The organism is Phormidium sp. FACHB-1136 (assembly GCF_014697375.1).
In the GTDB taxonomy this organism is placed as follows: domain Bacteria; phylum Cyanobacteriota; class Cyanobacteriia; order Phormidesmidales; family Phormidesmidaceae; genus Nodosilinea.
In genome coordinates this window covers 17,318-35,554 of sequence record NZ_JACJRS010000001.1, presented here as the reverse complement: position 1 = coordinate 35,554, position 18,237 = coordinate 17,318, and the positions used below count along the sequence as shown (strand labels likewise).

12 protein-coding genes are annotated in these 18,237 nt (G+C 57.8%); 5 read left to right on the top strand and 7 right to left on the bottom strand.

Annotated features, from left to right (window positions below; translation table 11 throughout):
• Window positions 1-58: 58 nt before the first annotated feature.
• Both dacB and H6G62_RS00135 read right to left on the bottom strand, forming a co-directional pair.
• On the bottom strand, window positions 59-1,558 hold the full coding sequence (gene dacB / locus H6G62_RS00140) for a D-alanyl-D-alanine carboxypeptidase/D-alanyl-D-alanine-endopeptidase (RefSeq protein ID WP_190492084.1): 1,500 nt from the start codon (window positions 1,556-1,558) through the stop codon (window positions 59-61).
• Between the two features lie 582 nt (window positions 1,559-2,140).
• Complete coding sequence (locus H6G62_RS00135) at window positions 2,141-3,412, bottom strand: S-layer homology domain-containing protein (RefSeq protein ID WP_190492083.1); 1,272 nt, start codon at window positions 3,410-3,412, stop codon at window positions 2,141-2,143.
• Between the two features lie 300 nt (window positions 3,413-3,712).
• Between H6G62_RS00135 and H6G62_RS00130 the strand changes: the two genes are divergently transcribed.
• Both H6G62_RS00130 and H6G62_RS00125 read left to right on the top strand, forming a co-directional pair.
• Entirely contained in the window at window positions 3,713-4,573 is an 861-nt protein-coding gene (locus tag H6G62_RS00130; protein WP_190492082.1) for a hypothetical protein, read from the top strand.
• A 67-nt stretch (window positions 4,574-4,640) separates the two neighbouring features.
• On the top strand, window positions 4,641-6,071 hold the full coding sequence (locus H6G62_RS00125; RefSeq protein ID WP_190492081.1) for a pyridoxal-dependent decarboxylase: 1,431 nt from the start codon (window positions 4,641-4,643) through the stop codon (window positions 6,069-6,071).
• A 66-nt stretch (window positions 6,072-6,137) separates the two neighbouring features.
• Here H6G62_RS00125 and H6G62_RS00120 read toward each other — a convergent pair whose 3' ends face one another.
• The 3 genes from H6G62_RS00120 to H6G62_RS00110 all read right to left on the bottom strand — a co-directional run bounded on the left by H6G62_RS00120 (window position 6,138) and on the right by H6G62_RS00110 (window position 8,705).
• Window positions 6,138-6,746, bottom strand: coding sequence for a hypothetical protein (locus H6G62_RS00120; RefSeq protein ID WP_190492080.1), 609 nt, complete (start codon window positions 6,744-6,746; stop codon window positions 6,138-6,140).
• A gap of 49 nt (window positions 6,747-6,795) precedes the next feature.
• Window positions 6,796-7,638, bottom strand: coding sequence for a YoaK family protein (locus H6G62_RS00115; RefSeq protein WP_206755631.1), 843 nt, complete (start codon window positions 7,636-7,638; stop codon window positions 6,796-6,798).
• Between the two features lie 152 nt (window positions 7,639-7,790).
• Complete coding sequence (locus H6G62_RS00110; protein ID WP_190492079.1) at window positions 7,791-8,705, bottom strand: antibiotic biosynthesis monooxygenase; 915 nt, start codon at window positions 8,703-8,705, stop codon at window positions 7,791-7,793.
• A 523-nt stretch (window positions 8,706-9,228) separates the two neighbouring features.
• On the opposite strand from H6G62_RS00110, the gene H6G62_RS00105 reads away from it, so the two are divergent.
• Window positions 9,229-10,752, top strand: coding sequence for a nucleobase:cation symporter-2 family protein (locus H6G62_RS00105; RefSeq protein WP_190492078.1), 1,524 nt, complete (start codon window positions 9,229-9,231; stop codon window positions 10,750-10,752).
• A gap of 293 nt (window positions 10,753-11,045) precedes the next feature.
• Window positions 11,046-13,055, top strand: a complete 2,010-nt coding sequence (locus H6G62_RS00100; RefSeq protein WP_199324633.1) for an iron uptake porin — start codon at window positions 11,046-11,048, stop codon at window positions 13,053-13,055.
• Window positions 13,056-13,232: 177 nt separating this feature from the next.
• Here the strand turns inward: H6G62_RS00100 and metH are convergent, their stop codons facing one another.
• Window positions 13,233-16,928, bottom strand: coding sequence for a methionine synthase (gene metH, locus H6G62_RS00095; RefSeq protein WP_190492077.1), 3,696 nt, complete (start codon window positions 16,926-16,928; stop codon window positions 13,233-13,235).
• A 254-nt stretch (window positions 16,929-17,182) separates the two neighbouring features.
• On the opposite strand from metH, the gene uraH reads away from it, so the two are divergent.
• The gene (gene uraH / locus H6G62_RS00090; RefSeq protein ID WP_190492076.1) at window positions 17,183-17,542 is read left to right on the top strand and encodes a hydroxyisourate hydrolase; all 360 of its coding nucleotides are present in this window, start codon (window positions 17,183-17,185) and stop codon (window positions 17,540-17,542) included.
• An 83-nt stretch (window positions 17,543-17,625) separates the two neighbouring features.
• On the opposite strand, the gene H6G62_RS00085 is transcribed toward uraH, so the two are convergent.
• The gene (locus tag H6G62_RS00085; protein ID WP_199324632.1) at window positions 17,626-18,039 is read right to left on the bottom strand and encodes a hypothetical protein; all 414 of its coding nucleotides are present in this window, start codon (window positions 18,037-18,039) and stop codon (window positions 17,626-17,628) included.
• Window positions 18,040-18,237: the final 198 nt, after the last annotated feature.

Here is an 18,237-nt window from a genome sequence, read left to right as displayed (position 1 = left end):
CCCATCGGATGAACCCTGATTCTGATGGGATGGAATAGGGTTCTGGCTTGCCACCGCCCTAGCAGTCTGATGAAAGTTGGGCCATCAGCAGCAGCCATTCGTCAATTTTGGCCCGCAGCACCCTGGCGTGTTGGTTGGAATGGTTGATCACCACGCTCACCACCAGCGGGTCGTAGTTGGGGGGCTGCACATAGCCCGCCAGGGCCACGTTACCCGTGAGCGCCCCCGATTTCCCCTGTACCCGTCCAGCCAGGGGCGTCCCGACAAGGCGATGGCGTAGGGTGCCGCTTTCTCCTGCCACGGCCAAGGAGTTCCGAAACACGGCGGCCTGGGGATGGATGGCCATGGCTTGCAGGGTATCCGCCACGGCATTAGGGCTGACCAAATTGTGGCGCGACAGGCCCGATCCATCGGCAAGGCGGAGGGGTTCGGCATTCACGCCCAGGTCGGTGAGTGCCGTCTTCACCGCCTCGGCCCCCACCCGACTGGCATCCGCCGGAGGCACCGTTGCCCCCGCCACGCCCAGGGTTTTCAACAGCACTTCGGCATAGAGATTGTCGCTGTCGCGGTTGGTAGGTACCAGCAGTTCCGCCAAGGTTGGCGATTCCACTGCGGCGAGTTCTGGCCCCAGGCTAGGCGATGGGATCTGGGCCACATCTACCTGGGCAGTGGGGATATTCTGGCTAACAAGGGCCGATTGCAAAGCAGCGGCAAACTGGTCGGCGGGGTTGAGCACCCCCAGGGTATAGGTGCCAGGGGCGGCATCGGCGGGCATTTGGCCCGTGAGATACAGATTAAGGGAATGGCCATTGCGCTGTAGAGAAACCGGAGTGACCTGGGCTCCCGACGCCACCGTGCGGCTGTGGTTGACCAAAGGCCAAGGAACAGGCAACGCCTCCAGCCCAGTTAGCATGAGGGGTTGCCCCACTTGGCCCGGAGTCACCTGCACCGGAACGGCATTTTTGTTGAAAATCAGCCCATTCACGGGCACCGCAAAGTAGAACTGGGCATCCTCCCATTCCCAGGTGGGGTTGGTGGCCCAGCCGGGAAAGTAGCTGTCGTCCAGCACCAAACGGTTGATTTGGGTCACCCCCGCCCGCCGCAGTTGGGACGCGAGGGCCGTCATTTGGTTGGCCCCAAAGGTGGGATCGCCACGCCCCACCACCCGCACCGTTGCTAAGCCCCCAGGGTTGACCGATCCATAGACCGATGTCCGCAGCCGATAGCTTGGCCCCAACCGATGCAACGCCGCCGCCGAGGTCAGCACCTTGACATTAGAGGCAGGGGTAAATAAGGCGTTGGGCTGCTTGGCATATAGGGTGCGCCGCTGCGGGGAACTGGCCCCTTGGGTTTGCACTACCATCCCCACCTGGGCGGAATCCAGGGGCGCTTGGCTAAGCTCCGCATCCAGCCGTTCCGCCAACTGGGCCGGACACAGCGCCGCCTGCACCGGAAGCCCACCACCCAACAGCCCCAGAGCCACCACCAATCCCCAGCCGCAAGGTCGCCAGAATGACCGTAGCGCCGTTCGCGTTGCGGTTTGGCCTGGATGGATCATCGTCAATATTTCCCTGGAGTATCATCAATCGCTGAAGTAGATGGTGGGCAATGCCACCCTGCGGCCTTAATTTTAAGATGATTCTGGCGATGCCTACATTGGCAACCGGGCTGCATCGCAGGATCTTTGGCGGATCATGACTACAAAGAATGGGGCACTCGTTGCCGTAGTCAACAACCCAATGGCCTGGAAAATTGTCCAGCCAGATCAATTGATCCCCCCTAGTCCCCTTGAAAAGGGGGGAACCGGAGTCAAAGTCCCCCTTTTCAAAGGGGGACTTAGGGGGATCTCCCAGCCTTTGACCAGTGGCAACGAGATCTGTGTATGTAGTAGCCCTTATAAGGAGAAAAAGGGGCACGGCGTCAAAGTCCCCCTTTTTAGGGGGGATTTAGGGGGATCGTCCAGGATTTTGCGACTAGCAGCAAGATCTGTGTACGTAGTAGCCCACTGAACTTGACCCGCACTGAAGCTAGGGGTATACCCAATCCGAGTTAGATAACCCCGGTTTCTAACCGCGAAAACTATAGCGGGCGAGAAAGCCTCGCCCGCTGGGTACCGGGGGTAAACAGGTCGGATTTAGTATTAGTTGTTGACCGTGAAGTCCGCCTGTACGGTGATATCTAGGGCGCTGGGGCGGATGACGACGACCGCATTGCTGGCTGTAGCGGTGCCTGAATCCCCGGTGAGGATGCTGCCGACAATGCTACCAATGGTGCGGTTTCCGGTGATGGAGGTGAGGATGGACTCGGCGGCAGCGGTGATGACGGCCCCCTGGAGGTCGGTGTTGCTGACGTTTTGGGTGGCGGCCACGGCGCTCGATTCGGCACTGATGGCGTAGGTACGGTTGCTCACCGTGAGGCTATCGGCCACGAACTTCGCGGCGGTAATCTGGGCCCCCACAATGTTGACGGGTACAATACGGCCCTGCACGGTGCTACCCACAGGTACGAGAATCTGGCCCTGGGCATTGAGAACAGGCTGGGTGGTTTGGAAACTGGTGGCCACGGTTTGGCCGGGGGCGACGACGATATCAATATCACCGTTGCCGGGGTAGCGCACCGCCAGTTGGGTACCGCGAGGCACCGTTCCAGAGACCACGGTGGGTGTGGTGGGAGTGCCCGTAGCGCTAAAGCCCACAATGTAGTTGGTGGCACTCATCCCAGCTTGGAGGTTGGGCATTCGGCCCTGGGCCACCATGGCTTGATAGACAAAGGCGGCGACATCGGCACGGGTGGCATTGCCCTGGGGGCGGAGGGTATCCACGTTGGGATAGTTCACCACCATTTTGCGCTCGGTGGCAGCGGCCACGGGGCTACGGCCATAGTCGGGAATTTGGCTGGCATCGCGAAAGACCCCCAACACCTCGTTCACCGAACCGCTGGGGCTGAAGGTGAGACCATTCGCGAGGGCCACCAACGCTTGCACACGGGGAATTTGTTGCTCCGGCTGGAACACATTGCCGGGATAGCCCGACATGAAGCCTTGACCGTAGGCGTTGGCAATGGCGCTGTAGCCCCAATAGTTGGTAGGCACATCGCTAAAGCCAGGGGCCGAGCGGGTCAGGGGCTGGTTAAAGGCATTGCGCACAATGGCGGCAAACTGGGATCGGGTCACGGGTTGATCGGGCTTGAAGGTGCCATCCGGGAACCCAGCAATGATGCCCTGGGCCGCTAGGCTTTCAATGAACGGTCTAGCCCAATAGCTGGCACTGACATCGCTAAACTCTGCCGTTTGGGCCGAGGCGGGTAGGGCTAACCCAGCCAGGGTCACCCCAGCCAGGGTTGCCCCAGCTAGGGTGCTCAAGGCCAGCGGGTTGAAACGATGGGGAAGCGTAGAGATGAGAGGGGTTGTCATGGCCAGTCGTTGCTCCGTATTAACAAGGTTCCAGGTTCAGGGTCAAATAGTCAAATAAGGGTGACGCCTAGCCCTAAGAAGCCGCCCCAGGGTCGCTTGTTCCCGTTGCAGTCCAGTTTGGCCTCATCATGACAGGCGATGATTCCGTTGTCCTGCCAAATTGTGCTCAAACTGGCGACCTAGGGGAATTTATGACAAAATGACACCACATTCCCTGTCCCTCGCTATCCTGGTATCCAGTTTAGGGTCGCGACTCGGTGCAGAGGCTTGGGCGACCCGTTAGATCCTAGGTCAGTCATCATGGTGCGAGATCCTGGAAAGCATCCCCCCCCCCGCCCAGAGGCGCTTTTCTCCGCCACCCAAGCGCCCGTTCCCAGTTCGCGTTTATTTTGGCTGCGTTTGTTGTCCCATCGCCCCTTGGTGCTGCTGGGCAGTCTGTGGTTGGTGACGGTTTGCTTGGCGGCGGTGGCGTCCCATCGGCTCCTGTTTACCGATCCCGGCAAGGGAACCAAAGCGCCTGCCTCCCGATCCTCCGCCTTATCCTCTGAGGACTCCAACGAATCTTCGTCCCCCCTAGGGGCCAGCGACAGGTCCGAACCCAGGGGCAACGAATCTGCCGTCCGTTCCCACCCTCGAACCCAGGTTACGCTCTGGGGGCTGAGCAGTTTGGTGGGGCTCTGCGCCCTCGGCAGTGTGGTGATTAGCCAGCGAGCGAAGGCGGCTACCCGACGACCACCCCAACGACGGGTGCGGCGGGTCAAGGCCAAGGCCAAAGCGGCCACGGGGCCAAAGCGTTTGCAGCCCTATTCTCCCCAGCGCGATGCCGTGATTGTGAAGGGAGCCCAGGCGGTGAAGGATACCCTACCCCCCACGATGGTTGAGGCGGAGGCAGACTCCGCCACCCCGACCAGGGCAGCGGTACGCGACAAGGATCGCCCCCCGATTGCGCCCAACCCCACCGGGGCCAAGGTCGATGCAGAAGCCGCCGCCACGACCAACACCAACATAGGGGTCAACGCCATAGAAACTCAGGCCGATCACCTCGTTCCCCAACCGGAAGTCTTGCCCCCAGACGAAGCCCACCCCCTCGACTGGGAGGAGGACAGCCTTGCCCACACCCTCGATCTCCGACAGCGACGATCCCTGTCTTCGCTGATGTGAGTTAGGGCCGTGCCGCCGCTGAAGGTGAGATGCTATTGAGTAATGCTCACCAGAGGAGAGATGCGCCATGCTTCCAGTTGGGCTGCCTGCCCATGCCTTTGTCCACCCCCACGGCCACAACCGGGAAGTCATGGAGGCGCTGGTTCACAGCGTGGCCCAGGGCATCGTCGATTACCTCACGGCGGCAGGCGATCACGTTCCCCTGCCGTCGGGGTCTGGCTTGGTCTACCGCGCTATCCCTGATCAGCCGGGGGACTTGGCGACCCTGATGGATGGTCTCAAAGCGATGATGGCGGGGGCGATGAACCCAGCCCATCCCGGCTATTTGGGCCATATGGATCCCCTGCCGACCACGGTGTCCATTCTGGGAGACTGGGTAGCGGCGGCATTGAACAACAATATGCTGAGCGTGGAAATGTCGCCCCTGTTGTCGCGGCTGGAGCCGTTGCTGATGGCGGAGATCGCCCAGTTCTTTGGCCTGGGAGATCGGGCTGGGGGGCTACTGGTGAATGGGGGCACCCTCGCCAATCTGCAAGCGCTCACCGTAGCCCGCAACGTGAAACTAGGCTGTTTGCAGGGAGGGCTGGCGGGACAGGCCACTCCGGTGATCTTCGCCTCCGAGATGGCCCATACCTCGATTCAAAAGGCGGCCATGGTACTGGGGTTGGGCCTAGAGGGCGTGGTTTTAGTGCCCAGCACCCAAGGACGCATGGAGATGAAAGCGCTAGAATCCGCTATCCATAACGCCTTGGCCGAGGGAAAACACCCCTTTGCGGTGGTCGCTACAGCGGGCACGACCGTCACGGGCAACATTGACCCCTTACCCGACCTTCAGCGCCTCGCCCAAGCCCATGATCTGTGGTTCCATGTGGATGCCGCCTACGGAGGAGCCTTGGCCTTTGCTCCGGCCCATCGCCATCGGTTAGCGGGCATTGAGGGGGCCGATTCGGTCACTTTTAACCCCCAAAAGTGGCTGTATGTGACCAAAACCTGCGCCTCGGTGATGTTCCGCGACCTCGGGCTGCTCCATCGCCACTTTCGCATTCCGGCCCCCTACATGAACAGCGAAGCGGATTGGGTGAACCTGGGGGAAATCTCCATACAGGGCACCCGCCATCCCGATGTGCTGAAGTTGTGGTTGTCGTTGCAACACCTGGGCAAGGCGGGCTGTGCGGCCCTGGTGGATCACGGCTATCACCTAGCAGCGGTCATGGTGGATCAGATTCGCCAGCGCCCCTACCTCACCCTAGCCACGCAGCCAGACCTGAACCTCGTCTGCTTTCGGGGCTGTCCCCCCCAGCGTCCCGCCGACACCTGGGACGGCTGGAATGCTGGCCTTCAGCGGTTTCTGTTAGCAGAGGCCGAGGTTTTTCTCTCCCTGCCGCTGTGGCAAGGACAGCGCTGGCTGAAGGCGGTGTTGCTCAACCCCTTCACCACCGCCGATCATCTGGTTGCCCTATTTGACCAAATCGACCGCTATGCCGAGGCCCATGCCTAAGGGCACAAAAAACCTGCTAGGGCTGGGCCAAGCAGGCAAAGGCACAATGGCTGGGTGAAGCGTAGGTTACTCTTCGGTTTCCATGGCGCTTTCCATCTTGGCGGAAATTTTTTCCTTAATCTCCTCCATGGTGGGCATGAATTCCTTTTTCTTGGCTAAGCCAAGCTTAATTTTTTCGCCAATTTCTTCGGCGGTGGGGGCCATCTCTGAACCGGGGGCATCGGGGGCAAATTTCTCCTTGGCTTTCATCCCCGCTTCAATTTTCTCGACAATTTCCTCCGGGGTAGGCATGAAGAGTTCTTTCTTCTTCATGAAGACTTCTTTCTTTTGCTCTGGGGTGAGGGCTGCGAACAACTCTTGGGTGGGCACGGACTTCATCGCCAACGAGAGTTCGGATTTTTGTTCCTTGGTCAGGGCCATGGATTTAAAGGCTTTGCGCAGGCTATAACCGCCTTCAATGGCCTGCTCAAACTTTTCCCGCTGGTCAGGGAAAAGAATGGCCTCAATTTGGGGAATGTATTGGGATTCCAACTGCTCCATCAGTTCCTGCTGGTCGGTGGTAAGATCCATCCCTTGCAGCCACGGCAGTGCCGCTGATTTGGCCTGGGCGGGGCTGATAGCCACCATCACCGCTAGGAGAGTAGAAACCACAACCGCTAATAATGTCCGCAACATACTGAAGTTCTCTCCGTATCAAAAAACACTGAATTGCCTAGGCACTGATTTATCCTTCCGAAGCGTTATCTCTGGCCGCTTTGGCATGTTCGGTAAAGGCAACCACCGCCATAAACGATATGACAATTGTAGGCAAAACTAAGCTCCACCATGTTTCTGAAATCAAAACAAAATAGGTGGCAGCAAGGCCACCTAGGGCAAAGCCAATGATAATCGGAATTACGCGCCCCATGCGTTCTTTCGCTTCTTCGGCGGCAAGGGCGGCCTTTTCGTCCGTATCTGGGGCCATTTTAGAAAGGGCGACCTGCACCAAATCAATGGTGAGTTGAGTGGTATTTCCGGTCATCACCGTAGTGGGGATGTAGCTTTTAAACACGCCCTTGGCTTCCTTCATAATGGCGTTTTGGATGGCCATAGCCACCACCCCGGCAATGCCAATGGGCAAGATGTATTCTTCCTGCACATTAAAAATGAGGTAGGGGGACAAACTCACTCCCACCCATAGAAAGACAGTTAGCGCTAGGGCTTCGGCGGTGAGCAAAACCGCAAAGACGGGCCACTGTTTATGGCGGGCATAGCGGGCTAGGAGGGAGGTCGCCGCCACCGCCACCATAAAGGCGGGAAACATCAGCAAGTGGGTGATGGTGGACTCTTCATCGGCCTGGACAAATTCATATCCGGCGAGGGCAATGTTGCCCGTGACATGGGCCGTGAAAATACCAAACAAAATAATGAAGGCGGAGGTATCCACAAACCCAGCCACCCAGCTCAGCATAAAGCCAGCGGGGCCATCGCTGAGGAGATATTGACCCAAACTAAAATCAGATTTTGAGGGAGAGGTAGCAACCATAGACTTGGAGAAGGCAAAGGCAGGACAACTCACTGAGGCCATGCTCACGATTTCTGGAATCGACTCCAGGGGTGAGGCATTTACTCGATCAAATTCAAGAATTGAACCAGATCTATCGTGGGGCTAGGGGTATCATCCGAGGTTGCCTAGGACAACGTGGTAGCACAGATGACCAATTGTCTTGAAATACTGACTTAATACTTGTTCGCCTCGTACTTGTTGACCTTCGGAGCCACCACCTTCACCAGTTGATAGAGGTGATCATCTTGGCTGAGCCAGTCGGTTGGATCGGTCTCGGTGGCCTCGGATTCGATCTGGGGCGACGTTTCCGAGGCGAGGTCTTCCCCAGGGGCAATGTCTAGATCTGGCGCTGGGGTGGGGGGCGGTAGGGTCATCGGAATTGCCGGAACTTGGCTGATATCGCTAAATTCCTCACCGTAGCCCCAGTTGGCAACTAAGGCCAGATAGGGAGCCTCGGTACTGCTAAACAGCAGGGCGGTGCGGGGGGCAGGGTAGAGGCTGGGCAAGGCATCCAGGCTGTTTTGGGCCACGGCAGATAGGATCGCCTGCTGATCAGCGGTTTTTGCCCCTAACCCCGTGATTTGCACCAGGGCATTTTCCACCACCGTAATCGGCATCAAGCTAGGGGGAGCCACCACTCGATCCACCGTCAGCGTGGCGGTGAGGAGGGGATCGGGCGGTTCCAAAAGACTGGCGCTGCCCCCCGGTCGTTCCTTGACAAATTTTTCGTAGTACTTGGTGTAATCCTCCTCCTCGGCGGTGGTGAGGGAGGCCTGGAAAGCCTCGTAACTAGCGGTATCTTGCCACAGGGTGAGGGAGGCAATGCGGGTGCCATCGGTGCTGTTGAAGAGCGCCAAGGACTCAAACCCAGCGATGGGCTTATAGAAAGAACGGCTGCTTTTGAGCAAGACTTTAGCCACGTCGGCCTGATTTCCGGGGGTGGTTTCGTAGAGGGACAGCACCGCCGTTAGGGCCGGAGGATCGTTAAACACGAGGGGCGTGGCCACCTTGTCGGCCCAACTGGGATCGACCCAGCCCCACCCTAGGGCGACCATGGCCATCAGCAAGCTAAACACAACGCGGAGCATGGGGCGAACACCAGAACGACAGAATATCGGGACAGCAACAGTTCAGCGCTCGCCCCACCAATCAGCAATTCGGTAGGGCTGACGGATTCAGCCAAACATCCTAGCCCCAGCGGGAGGGGACCAGTGTTCGCTGCAATACCATTTCGGGAAAACCACCATGGCCCTGTTCCCTGGAGATAGGGCCATGGTGGATCCCGCCTGTACTCGCAGCTACAGAATCTTGCCAGGGGGTTCGCTATAAGTCTGTATACAGTGTACCGAGGCATGGGGCTAAGGTCATTTCCCTGGAGATCGCCTCGCCCATGGGCGCAGTTTCCTTCATGGGAAAGATCATCAATCTCTGTCTCAAGACGGATGTGTCGCCAGGAGAAATGGCCAGATAGCCCTCAAGAACCGATTTTTTGTAATGCCCAACACAAAAAAACTCTTCAACGCTTGCCATTCTTGGGTGCGTTAGGGGGCGGATGGGGCTCCTAGCCGTTTTAGTAAATCACTTCAGTACCATGATGACTTCGGAGGATGCATGACACAGGACGATTACGAGGGTTCTGGCCCCGTTGCCACAGACCCTACCAGTGATGTTGTTGAATACGATACGGGTATTCTTTACGGATTGATGGATAAGCCCCCGGTGGGGGAAGCGGCCTTTGTGGCCATGCAGCACGTTTTGGCCTCTTTTGTGGGGATTATTACGCCGCCGCTGCTGATCTGCGCCGCCCTCGGTGTCGAGCCCACCAGCACCAGCTTTATCATCAGTATGTCGCTGTTTGCCAGCGGGCTGTGTACCTTCATTCAGTGCAAGCGGATTGGCCCCGTGGGCTCTGGCTTGCTGAGTTTGCAGGGCACTAGCTTTGCCTTCCTTGGCCCCATCATCGGTGTGGGTACGGCAGCGATCAACGGCGGTGCTACCCCGGAACAGGCCCTAGCGCTGATTTTTGGGGTTTGCTTCTTCGGATCCTCGGTGGAAATCATCCTCAGCCGCTTCTTACACTTGGCCCAGGAAATTATTACTCCCCTGGTCGCCGGAACAGTGGTGATGATCATCGGCCTCAGCCTGATTAAAACCGGGATTTTCAGCCTAGCTGGGGGCGGGCCCGCCAAACGGATTAGCGGCATTTTCGCCCAGCCTGAAAATGCGGGTTTGAGTCAGGTAACCGTGGATGGTGTGACCTTTAGGGCAGCGGATGCCTTTGGTAGTACCCAAAACCTAGTTCTAGGCTTTTTGGTGCTGTCGATTGTGACGCTGCTGACCCTTTCCAACAACCGCATTCTGCGCATGGGAGCCATTGCCATTGGGCTGATCATCGGTTATGTCATTGCCTTTTTCTTGGGCCTGGTTAACTTCAGCAACCTCAGCCAGTTGCCACTTTTCCGCTTCCCTGTTCCCCTACGGTTTGGTTTTGATTTTAACTTTGCGGCCTTCGCTCCGTTCATCATTCTGTATTTGATTACCGCCGTCGAAACCATCGGTGACCTCACGGCCACCTCCGCCGTTTCCGGGGAGCCCGTCAAAGGCCCCATCTACTTCCGCCGCATCAAGGGCGGGGTCTTGGGGGATGGTGTTAACTCGGCCATTGCCGCCCTGCTGAACACCTTTCCCAACACCACCTTCAGCCAAAACAACGGCGTCATTCAAATGACCGGAGTGGCCAGCCGCTATGTGGGCTTCTATGTGGCAGGAATTTTTGCCGTTCTGGGCCTCGTCCCCATTGTAGGCGGTGTGTTCCAGGCGATTCCCCAGCCCGTACTGGGTGGAGCTACCCTGATTATGTTTGGTTCCATCGCCGTGGCAGGGCTCAATATTGTGGCCTCCACCGGACTTGATCGGCGCTCCATCATTTTGGTGGCCATTTCCCTGGCCCTGGGACTAGGTGTGGTGTATCACCCCGAAATCTTTGACGGTAAGCCCCTGCTGATCAAAAACGTCTTCTCCTCAGGAATTTCCACCGGAGGACTAGCGGCCATTGTGCTGAATACTATCCTGCCCGGTCGGCCCAAGGTGCCCTCCTACCGAGAGGCCATCGCCGAAGCCGAGGCGGATTCCTAGGCCCAGTCTGAGGTTGCCTTAAACCTTTAAAGCTTGGAAGTCAGGGCAGTTGAGTGGCGATCACAACCTTAGCCATCGACATTCCCTCAACTGACCCCTGGTTTTCCGTGAGTTGTCCTGGCAAGCCCCCTCGTTTCCCCATGGGTGGAATGACATCCCGACCAGATCCGCTATCGGAGGTCAGGGGCCGTCTATCCGCCACTGGGAGCTAGGGAATCGCTGGGCATGACGAAGCGCGTCAAAGGCGCTTCACCCGTGGTGTGTTTAACCATCTATTGGTGTGAGGAGTAACGATGTTGAACCTTAAAACGTTGGGTCTTTCAAGCCGATTCTTGGCTTGGGCGAGCCGTGGATCTGGCTGGCTGGCGACCGTTTTGCTGGTGATGGCGGCTTTGCCTGCCACCGCCGCTGAGGAGGTAGCGGAACGAGAACCCTCGTCCCAAACCCTACCCACCCTTGGGGTTAGCGAGGTGGTTGCGGTGGCGGAACCTTCCCTAGACGTAGGGTTGGGGACAGCGGTGGCCACGGAAACCATCCTGCTGGCCGAAACGTTGACGCCTGCGGTCGAGGCTACCTCGGAGGCAACGGTCGATGCTACGGCGGCTGTAGCCACGGAGGACGCAACGGAGGAAACTATTGCCTCTGACGCAGAAGCCACGCCCATGTTCCTGGTGACTGACCTAGAAACCGCCCTGGGCAACGATGGCCGGGTGGAACCCAGGGCCGCTGACCTGGCCCAGGGGCTTCGGGTGACGGATTTCTCAGATGTTGCGCCTAGTGACTGGGCCTATCAAGCCCTCAGTAACCTGGTGGACAACTACCAATGTCTCGTGGGTTACCCAGATCGCACCTTCCGAGGACAACGCAGCCTCACCCGCTACGAGTTTGCAGCGGGCCTCAATGCCTGTTTAGATGTGCTAGTCAGCACCCTAGGCGATGTCTCCGTTGAGGACCTTGAGGCCATTCGCCGCTTGCAGGAGGAATTTTCCACCGAACTGGCCGCTCTGCGAGGCCGAGTGGATGCCCTAGAAGCCGAGACCGCCTCCCTCCGGGCACAGCAGTTTTCCACCCAAACCAAACTGCGCGGTTCCGCCTTCATGAGCATTGGCGACGGCTTCTCCAACGGCAACATTTTGGCAGAGGGGGTAAGCGTCTTTGTTCCTGCCCGCGACCCGGTCACCCTGGCCCCGGTCGTTCGCACGATCACCAATGATGCCGCCACTACGGCTGGAGGGTTGACCTGGATTAACATGGACACCTCCTTCACCGGGTCAGATCGGCTCAAGATCCAACTGGCGGCGGGGGCGGGAACGGCCCCAGGTAATTTCTATGCCTCGGCGGGCTTGTTCAATACCTTTGGTGCACCGTTCACCTTTCAAAACCCAGTCGGCAACTTTGATGTCATCCTGCGCGAACTGAGCTACATGTTCCCCGTGGGCGATAGCCTCACCCTGGAGGTTGGCCCCCGGATCAACTGGTATAGCTACTTCGACAACAACCGCTATACCTTCTTCCTCACCGGAGCTAACAGCTTTAACTCCAGTGGCGGCACCCAGGTCAACACCATCGACCGGGGGGCCGGAGCAGTGGCGGTGTGGAATGTTGCTGACTGGATGGATGTGCGGGTCGGCTACTTGGCGGAAAATAACGAATTCCTACCCGGTCTGCGTCCCGCCAGCGATCCCTCTGTGGGTCTGTTTGGCGGCACCACCACCCTGACGGGGCAAATTGGACTGCGGCCCGTTAACAACCTCAACCTGCGGTTCTTGTATACTCGCTCTAACCTAATGCCCACAACCTTTAATGGAGTTGCCATGGTGGGCGGCACCGCAGGCGAACCCATCTACGGCTTCGCGGATAACGGGGCTAACGGTTCAGTCACCAATGCCCCCGCTGATACCTTCCTGGTCAACTTCGACTGGACACCCTGGACTTGGCTGGGACTGTTTGGCCGCTACAGCTACGGCAGCGTTAAACTTACGGACGCCGCCACGCGGGCCAGGATTGGCGATGTCAACGGCCAGTCCTTCCAACTGGGGGTTGCCTTCCCCGACCTGTTCAAGCCAGGAGCCTTGGGAACGGTATCCTACCTGATCCCCTACGACGTGACTGGGGGGCGTCAATTCCTGGTGTCGGGTGGCGGCAACGGCGGCACCCAGCAGGAGGTGGAGGTGTCCTACCGCTACCCCATCAACCGCAACCTGGCGGTCATGCCCTCCTTCTATTGGATCATGAACGCCAACAACTTCAGCACCAACCCCGATATCTTCCTGTTTAACCTCCAGGGTCAGATTTCCTTCTAAGTTGCGTTGTCTCTGAGTTCCCTCTGAGCCACCTGTTACGGCAGGTGGCTTTTTTTTCATCCCGTAGTGGCGAGGTCTGCTCACCAGAACCGAGGATGAGCCAGCCGGACTCAGAATCCGTGACAGATCTAGGGCTGTCTGCCATAGAGCCTAGGGATCTATCCCCACCCCTGGTTGTTAAGCACTGAAGTACTTGGCCACAGGGTGGTAGGCGATGATCGCCGTGGTGGACTGTTCGGGATAGAGTTGCTCACTTTCGTCGATGGTCATGCCGATGCGGTCGGTTTGCAGCAGGTCGAGTTGGACAGGCTGATCCGCCATGTTGGGGCAGGCCGGATAACCAAAGCTATAGCGGGAGCCTTGGTAGCGCTGTTGTAGAATTTCGCGCAGGGTTTCGGGTTCTAGATCCCCAAAGCCCAGTTCTTGGCGAATGCGGGCGTGGCTCCATTCTGCTAGGGCCTCTGCCACCTGCACCGAGAGGCCGTAGTAGTAGAGGTAGTCGGTGTATTGGTCGGCCTGGAACAGCTTTTGGGCAAATTCCGTGGCAATTTCGCCCACCGTCACTGCCTGCATGGGGAACACGTCAAATTCACCCGGTTTCGCCATCTCCTTCGGCAAAAAGAAATCGGCAATGCAGAGCCGCCGCAGGGATTTTTGGCGCGGGAAAGTGAAGGTGGCGATGGGTTCTGGGAAATTTTGCCCTTTGCCTTTTACCTTTTGCCTTTCCTCAACCACCGCCGGATCGTAGATGTGTAGCGAATTCCCTTCCGCCAAGCAGGGGAAGTAGCCGTAGACAATCTGGGGATGGAGCAGGTTTTCGGCCAGGATGCGCTGTTTCCAATCCGCCAAAATCGGGTGGACGGTTTCCTGCAAGAAGGCATCGTACTCCTCGCGGGATTGCTCCTGGGGCTTACGGAACTGCCACTGACCGACAAATAGCGCCTGCAAATCCAGATACCCAAAGACCTCCTCTAGGTCGATATCTGCTGGCGTGAGGACTTTGGTACCCCAGAAGGGCGGTGTGGGGCGAGGAATCGCAGGGTCTACCGCCTCAGAACGGGTGGTGTCGATGGGAGTGGGGAGTGGGGAATCGGCAGTCGAAAGATCGGCCTCCGTTTCCAAATTTTGCCCTTTGCCTTTTGAATTTTGAATTTCCTCGCTTTCTACCGATTCTTCATCCAAAAAGCCCTTCAAATCATCCCAACTCCCCGCCGCCTTGGCGGGCATCAGTTTGTCCATGAAATGCAGGTCAGAGAAGGCATCTTTGCCGTAGACCACTTTGCCGTTGTAGGTGTTTTGGCAGTCGTTGTGGACAAATTTGGGGGTCAACGCCGCGCCGCCGAGGATGACGGGGACGGTGATGCCCTCTTGGTTGAAGGTTTCGAGATTGTCCTTCATGAAGGCCGTGGACTTCACCAACAGGCCACTCATGGCGATGCAATCGGCGTTGTGCTCCCGGTAGGCTTGGATGATGGCTTCTACGGGCTGTTTGATGCCGAGGTTAATCACCTTGTAGCCATTGTTGGAGAGGATGATGTCCACCAGATTTTTGCCGATGTCGTGCACATCGCCCTTCACCGTGGCGATGATGAAAGTGCCCTTGCCGGAGCCATCGCTGTCGGCCTTTTCCATGAAGGGTTCCAGATAGGCCACGGCGGCTTTCATGGTCTGGGCCGATTGCAGCACAAAGGGCAACTGCATCTGGCCGGAGCCGAACAACTCGCCGACCACCTTCATGCCGTCCAGAAGGAATGTGTTGATAATTTCTAGGGGTGGGTAGGTTTCCAACGCCTTGGCCAGGGCGTCCTCTAGGCCGATGCGTTCACCGTCGATGATGTGCTGTTTGAGCTGTTCATCAATGGGCAGATCCTTGGCGATGGCCTCTTTTTTCTTGAGGCTCTTGCCTTCAAACAGCGTCGTTAGCTTGGTGAGGGGATCGTAAGTGACGATGTCGCCATCAAATTCGCGGCGGTCGTAGATCAGATCCCGGCAGACCTGCTGATGCTCCGGCTCGATTTTGGCCAGGGGCAAGATTTTGGCGGCACTCACAATCGCGCCATCCAACCCCACCTGCATCGCCTCGTGGAGAAACACCGAGTTGAGCGTCACCCGTGCGGCAGGGTTGAGACCAAAGGAGACGTTCGACACCCCCAGCATGATGTGGCAACCGGGCAGGTTTTCGGTAATCATCCGAATCGATTCGAGGGTTTCTTTGCCGTTGACCCGGTCTTCTTCAATCCCGGTGGAAATGGGCAGGGCTAGGGTATCAAAGAAAAGTTCGTGGGCGGGAATGCCGTATTCCAGGGCATCTCGGTAGGCGCGTTGGGCGATGGCAAACTTCTTCTCGGCGGTGCGGGCCATGCCGTCTTCGTCGATGGTGCCGACCACAATTCCGGCCCCGTATTTCTTAGCCAGTTCCAGCACTTTGAAGAAACGCTCGTCGCCGTCCTCGTAGTTAGTGGAGTTGAGGATGCACTTGCCCCCGGCCACCTTCAACCCTGCCTCCATTTTTTGCCACTCGGTGGAGTCGAGCATCAGCGGCAGGGTCACGTTTGTCACCAGGCGAGAGACCAGCTCTTGCATGTCCCGTTCGCCGTCGCGGCCCACATAGTCCACGTTCACGTCGAGGACATGGGCACCTTCCTTCACCTGCGCCCGCGCCAGGGCCACCAAGCCATCCCAGTCCTCGGCGTTCAGCATTTCCCGGCATTTCTTGGAACCGCTGGCGTTGAGGCGTTCGCCCACAATCAAAAAGGAATTGTCTTGCTCGTAGGGCTGGGTGCTGTAGATTGACGCGGCTGAAGGGACGTAATGTAAGGCCGGACGGGGATCCCCCCAACCCCCCTTGGGAAGGGGGGCATCGGTCGTAGCCTCGGCTCGGTTCCCCCCTTGCGTAAGGGGGGCTAGGGGGGATCGCACAGGCCGTTCCTTGGGGCGCAAATCCTTGGCCAATTCCGCCAGTTGGGCGATGTGTTCGGGACGGGTGCCGCAGCAGCCGCCGATGACCTGCACGCCCAGGTCTTCCACAAAGTGCATCAGCGACATCCGCAGTTCCATCGGAGTGAGGCGATAGACCGCGTGGCCCCCCACGTTTTCCGGCAGTCCGGCATTGGGGATACAGGAGATGGCAAAGGGCGACTGTTCAGAAAGGTGCTTGACGTGATCCTTCATCAAATCTGGCCCAGTGGCGCAGTTGAGGCCGAGGATGTCGATGGGGTAGGGTTCCAGAATCGCCAAGGCCGCCGCCATTTCGGTACCCACTAGCATGGTGCCCTGCTGTTCCATGGTTACCGACACCATCAGGGGCAGGCGCTTGCCCGTGGCGACAAAGGCTTCCTCGATGCTGTTGAGGGCCGCTTTAATTTGCAGCACGTCCTGGCAGGTTTCCACCAGCATCAGGTCAACGCCGCCGTCGATTAGCCCACGGGCCTGCTCCACGTAGGCATCTTTTAGCGTGTCGAAATCAATATGGCCCAAGGTCGGCAGCTTCGTCCCCGGCCCCATGGAACCCGCCACAAACCGGGGCTTTTCAGGCGTGGAGAACTCGTCAGCCACACTCCGAGCCAATTCCGCAGCGGTTTTGTTCAGCTCGTAGGCCCGATCCGCGAGGTCGTACTCCGCCAGCACAATGGAGGTGCCGCCAAAGGTATCGGTTTCAATCACATCGGCCCCAGCGGCCAAAAAGTCGCGATGCACCTTGGCCACAGCGGCGGGATTGGTGACCACTAAATACTCGTTGCAGCCTTCATACTCTGGGCCACCAAAGTCTTCCGCTGTCAGGTTTTGCACCTGCAAGTTCGTCCCCATGGCCCCGTCAAAGACAATGACGGGATGCGCTGGGCTGTGGAGGCGTTCAAGGAAGGCGTTGGACATGGCGGCGGCGGCAAAATGACATCATCAACACCTGTGATCCTAAAACGCCTTGCAGACCTCGTCCCCATCTATGGGCAACCTTGAGTTTTTCTATGCGTTGCGTTAGGTCACAGGTTTCCTATTATCCGCCATAGTTCGGGATGAGGGTAGCACTAAACTAAAGACAATTTTTCAGGAATGTATAGTCTTCGTCCCATCCAGAGAGCGTCTTACTATATGCTTTGACTGTACGATTAGCAACTTTCACCATAACAATGGGCCGACTTACCACCCACGTTCTTGATACAGCCCTGGGTAAACCTGCCGCCTCGCTGCGGCTGACAGTCTGGGCCATTAATAACGATGCAGACATCAAGACGGCACTAAAAACCGTAGAAACCAACAGCGATGGCCGCACCAGTGAGCCCCTGTTAGACGGGGAAGAACTGAAAAAGGGTACCTACGAAATTACCTTTGATGTCGCCGCCTACTTTGCCACTACCGAAGCCGCGCTATCCGAGCCGCCGTTCCTCGACCAAATCCCAATCCGCTTCACCGTGGCCGACCCCACCAGTCACTACCATGTGCCGCTGCTGGTGTCTCCCTGGTCCTACAGCACCTATCGGGGCAGCTAGGGTCTCCTCCTCCTCCACAATGCCGAGGGAGAAGGGGTTGGGGGATGAGGGCTGAGCTTGGATGCTTTATGAGTTGGCATACTTTAAGCGGGGATAAAGCGGCTATTCTGGCGCAGCAATTTTTGCTCGAAGCTACGCACCCATAGGCTAAACTTATCGGCCTGTTCGACATCTTTAAACAAAATGGGTTCCCGCATCAGCAGGGCAATGTAGTCGTTCTTGCCCCGCACCACGATGGCGGTTTGCTGGCTAAAGCCGATGGAAATATGCAAGAAGCCATCCAACTTAAGGGAGGACATTAGCAGGGACTTTAGACCTAGTGCCTGGAAAACCAACTGCACCCAGTTGGTATTGTCATTTTCGGCAGTAATGTAATATTCCTTAGGCAGACTGTTGAGGTCGAAAATGGCCACCCCCAAAATGCTGTTGAGGATGCCCTCCTGGGAGGCCAAGGGGGAGGATTTTCCGGTGGGTTCCGGGGCTTGTACCGTAGTCATAGGCGGGTCTGGGCGGCTAACGCAGCGGCGGGAACGACGAAGGTTGAAGTTTTCAAGGTTTAGACATCACTGCACCGTTACAGTAGCGCTGATTTGGAAGGTATCGCTACCGTAGCGAGAAACCTCGGCTGGCCCATATCCACCGCACCAAACAGGCCATGGTGGCTAAGACTCGCGTTGGCCGAAAAGGTTGCTTGG

What these genes read in the sequence shown, in the direction of transcription:
- H6G62_RS00085 (WP_199324632.1), bottom strand. Translation starts at nt 18,039, where the DNA reads ATGACTACGGTACAAGCCCCGGAACCCACCGGAAAATCCTCCCCCTTG.
- H6G62_RS00105 (WP_190492078.1), top strand. Translation starts at nt 9,229, where the DNA reads ATGACACAGGACGATTACGAGGGTTCTGGCCCCGTTGCCACAGACCCT.
- H6G62_RS00135 (WP_190492083.1), bottom strand. Translation starts at nt 3,412, where the DNA reads ATGACAACCCCTCTCATCTCTACGCTTCCCCATCGTTTCAACCCGCTG.
- H6G62_RS00100 (WP_199324633.1), top strand. Translation starts at nt 11,046, where the DNA reads ATGTTGAACCTTAAAACGTTGGGTCTTTCAAGCCGATTCTTGGCTTGG.
- dacB (WP_190492084.1), bottom strand. Translation starts at nt 1,558, where the DNA reads ATGATCCATCCAGGCCAAACCGCAACGCGAACGGCGCTACGGTCATTC.
- metH (WP_190492077.1), bottom strand. Translation starts at nt 16,928, where the DNA reads ATGTCCAACGCCTTCCTTGAACGCCTCCACAGCCCAGCGCATCCCGTC.
- H6G62_RS00130 (WP_190492082.1), top strand. Translation starts at nt 3,713, where the DNA reads ATGGTGCGAGATCCTGGAAAGCATCCCCCCCCCCGCCCAGAGGCGCTT.
- uraH (WP_190492076.1), top strand. Translation starts at nt 17,183, where the DNA reads ATGGGCCGACTTACCACCCACGTTCTTGATACAGCCCTGGGTAAACCT.
- H6G62_RS00125 (WP_190492081.1), top strand. Translation starts at nt 4,641, where the DNA reads ATGCTTCCAGTTGGGCTGCCTGCCCATGCCTTTGTCCACCCCCACGGC.
- H6G62_RS00115 (WP_206755631.1), bottom strand. Translation starts at nt 7,638, where the DNA reads ATGGCCTCAGTGAGTTGTCCTGCCTTTGCCTTCTCCAAGTCTATGGTT.
- H6G62_RS00110 (WP_190492079.1), bottom strand. Translation starts at nt 8,705, where the DNA reads ATGCTCCGCGTTGTGTTTAGCTTGCTGATGGCCATGGTCGCCCTAGGG.
- H6G62_RS00120 (WP_190492080.1), bottom strand. Translation starts at nt 6,746, where the DNA reads ATGTTGCGGACATTATTAGCGGTTGTGGTTTCTACTCTCCTAGCGGTG.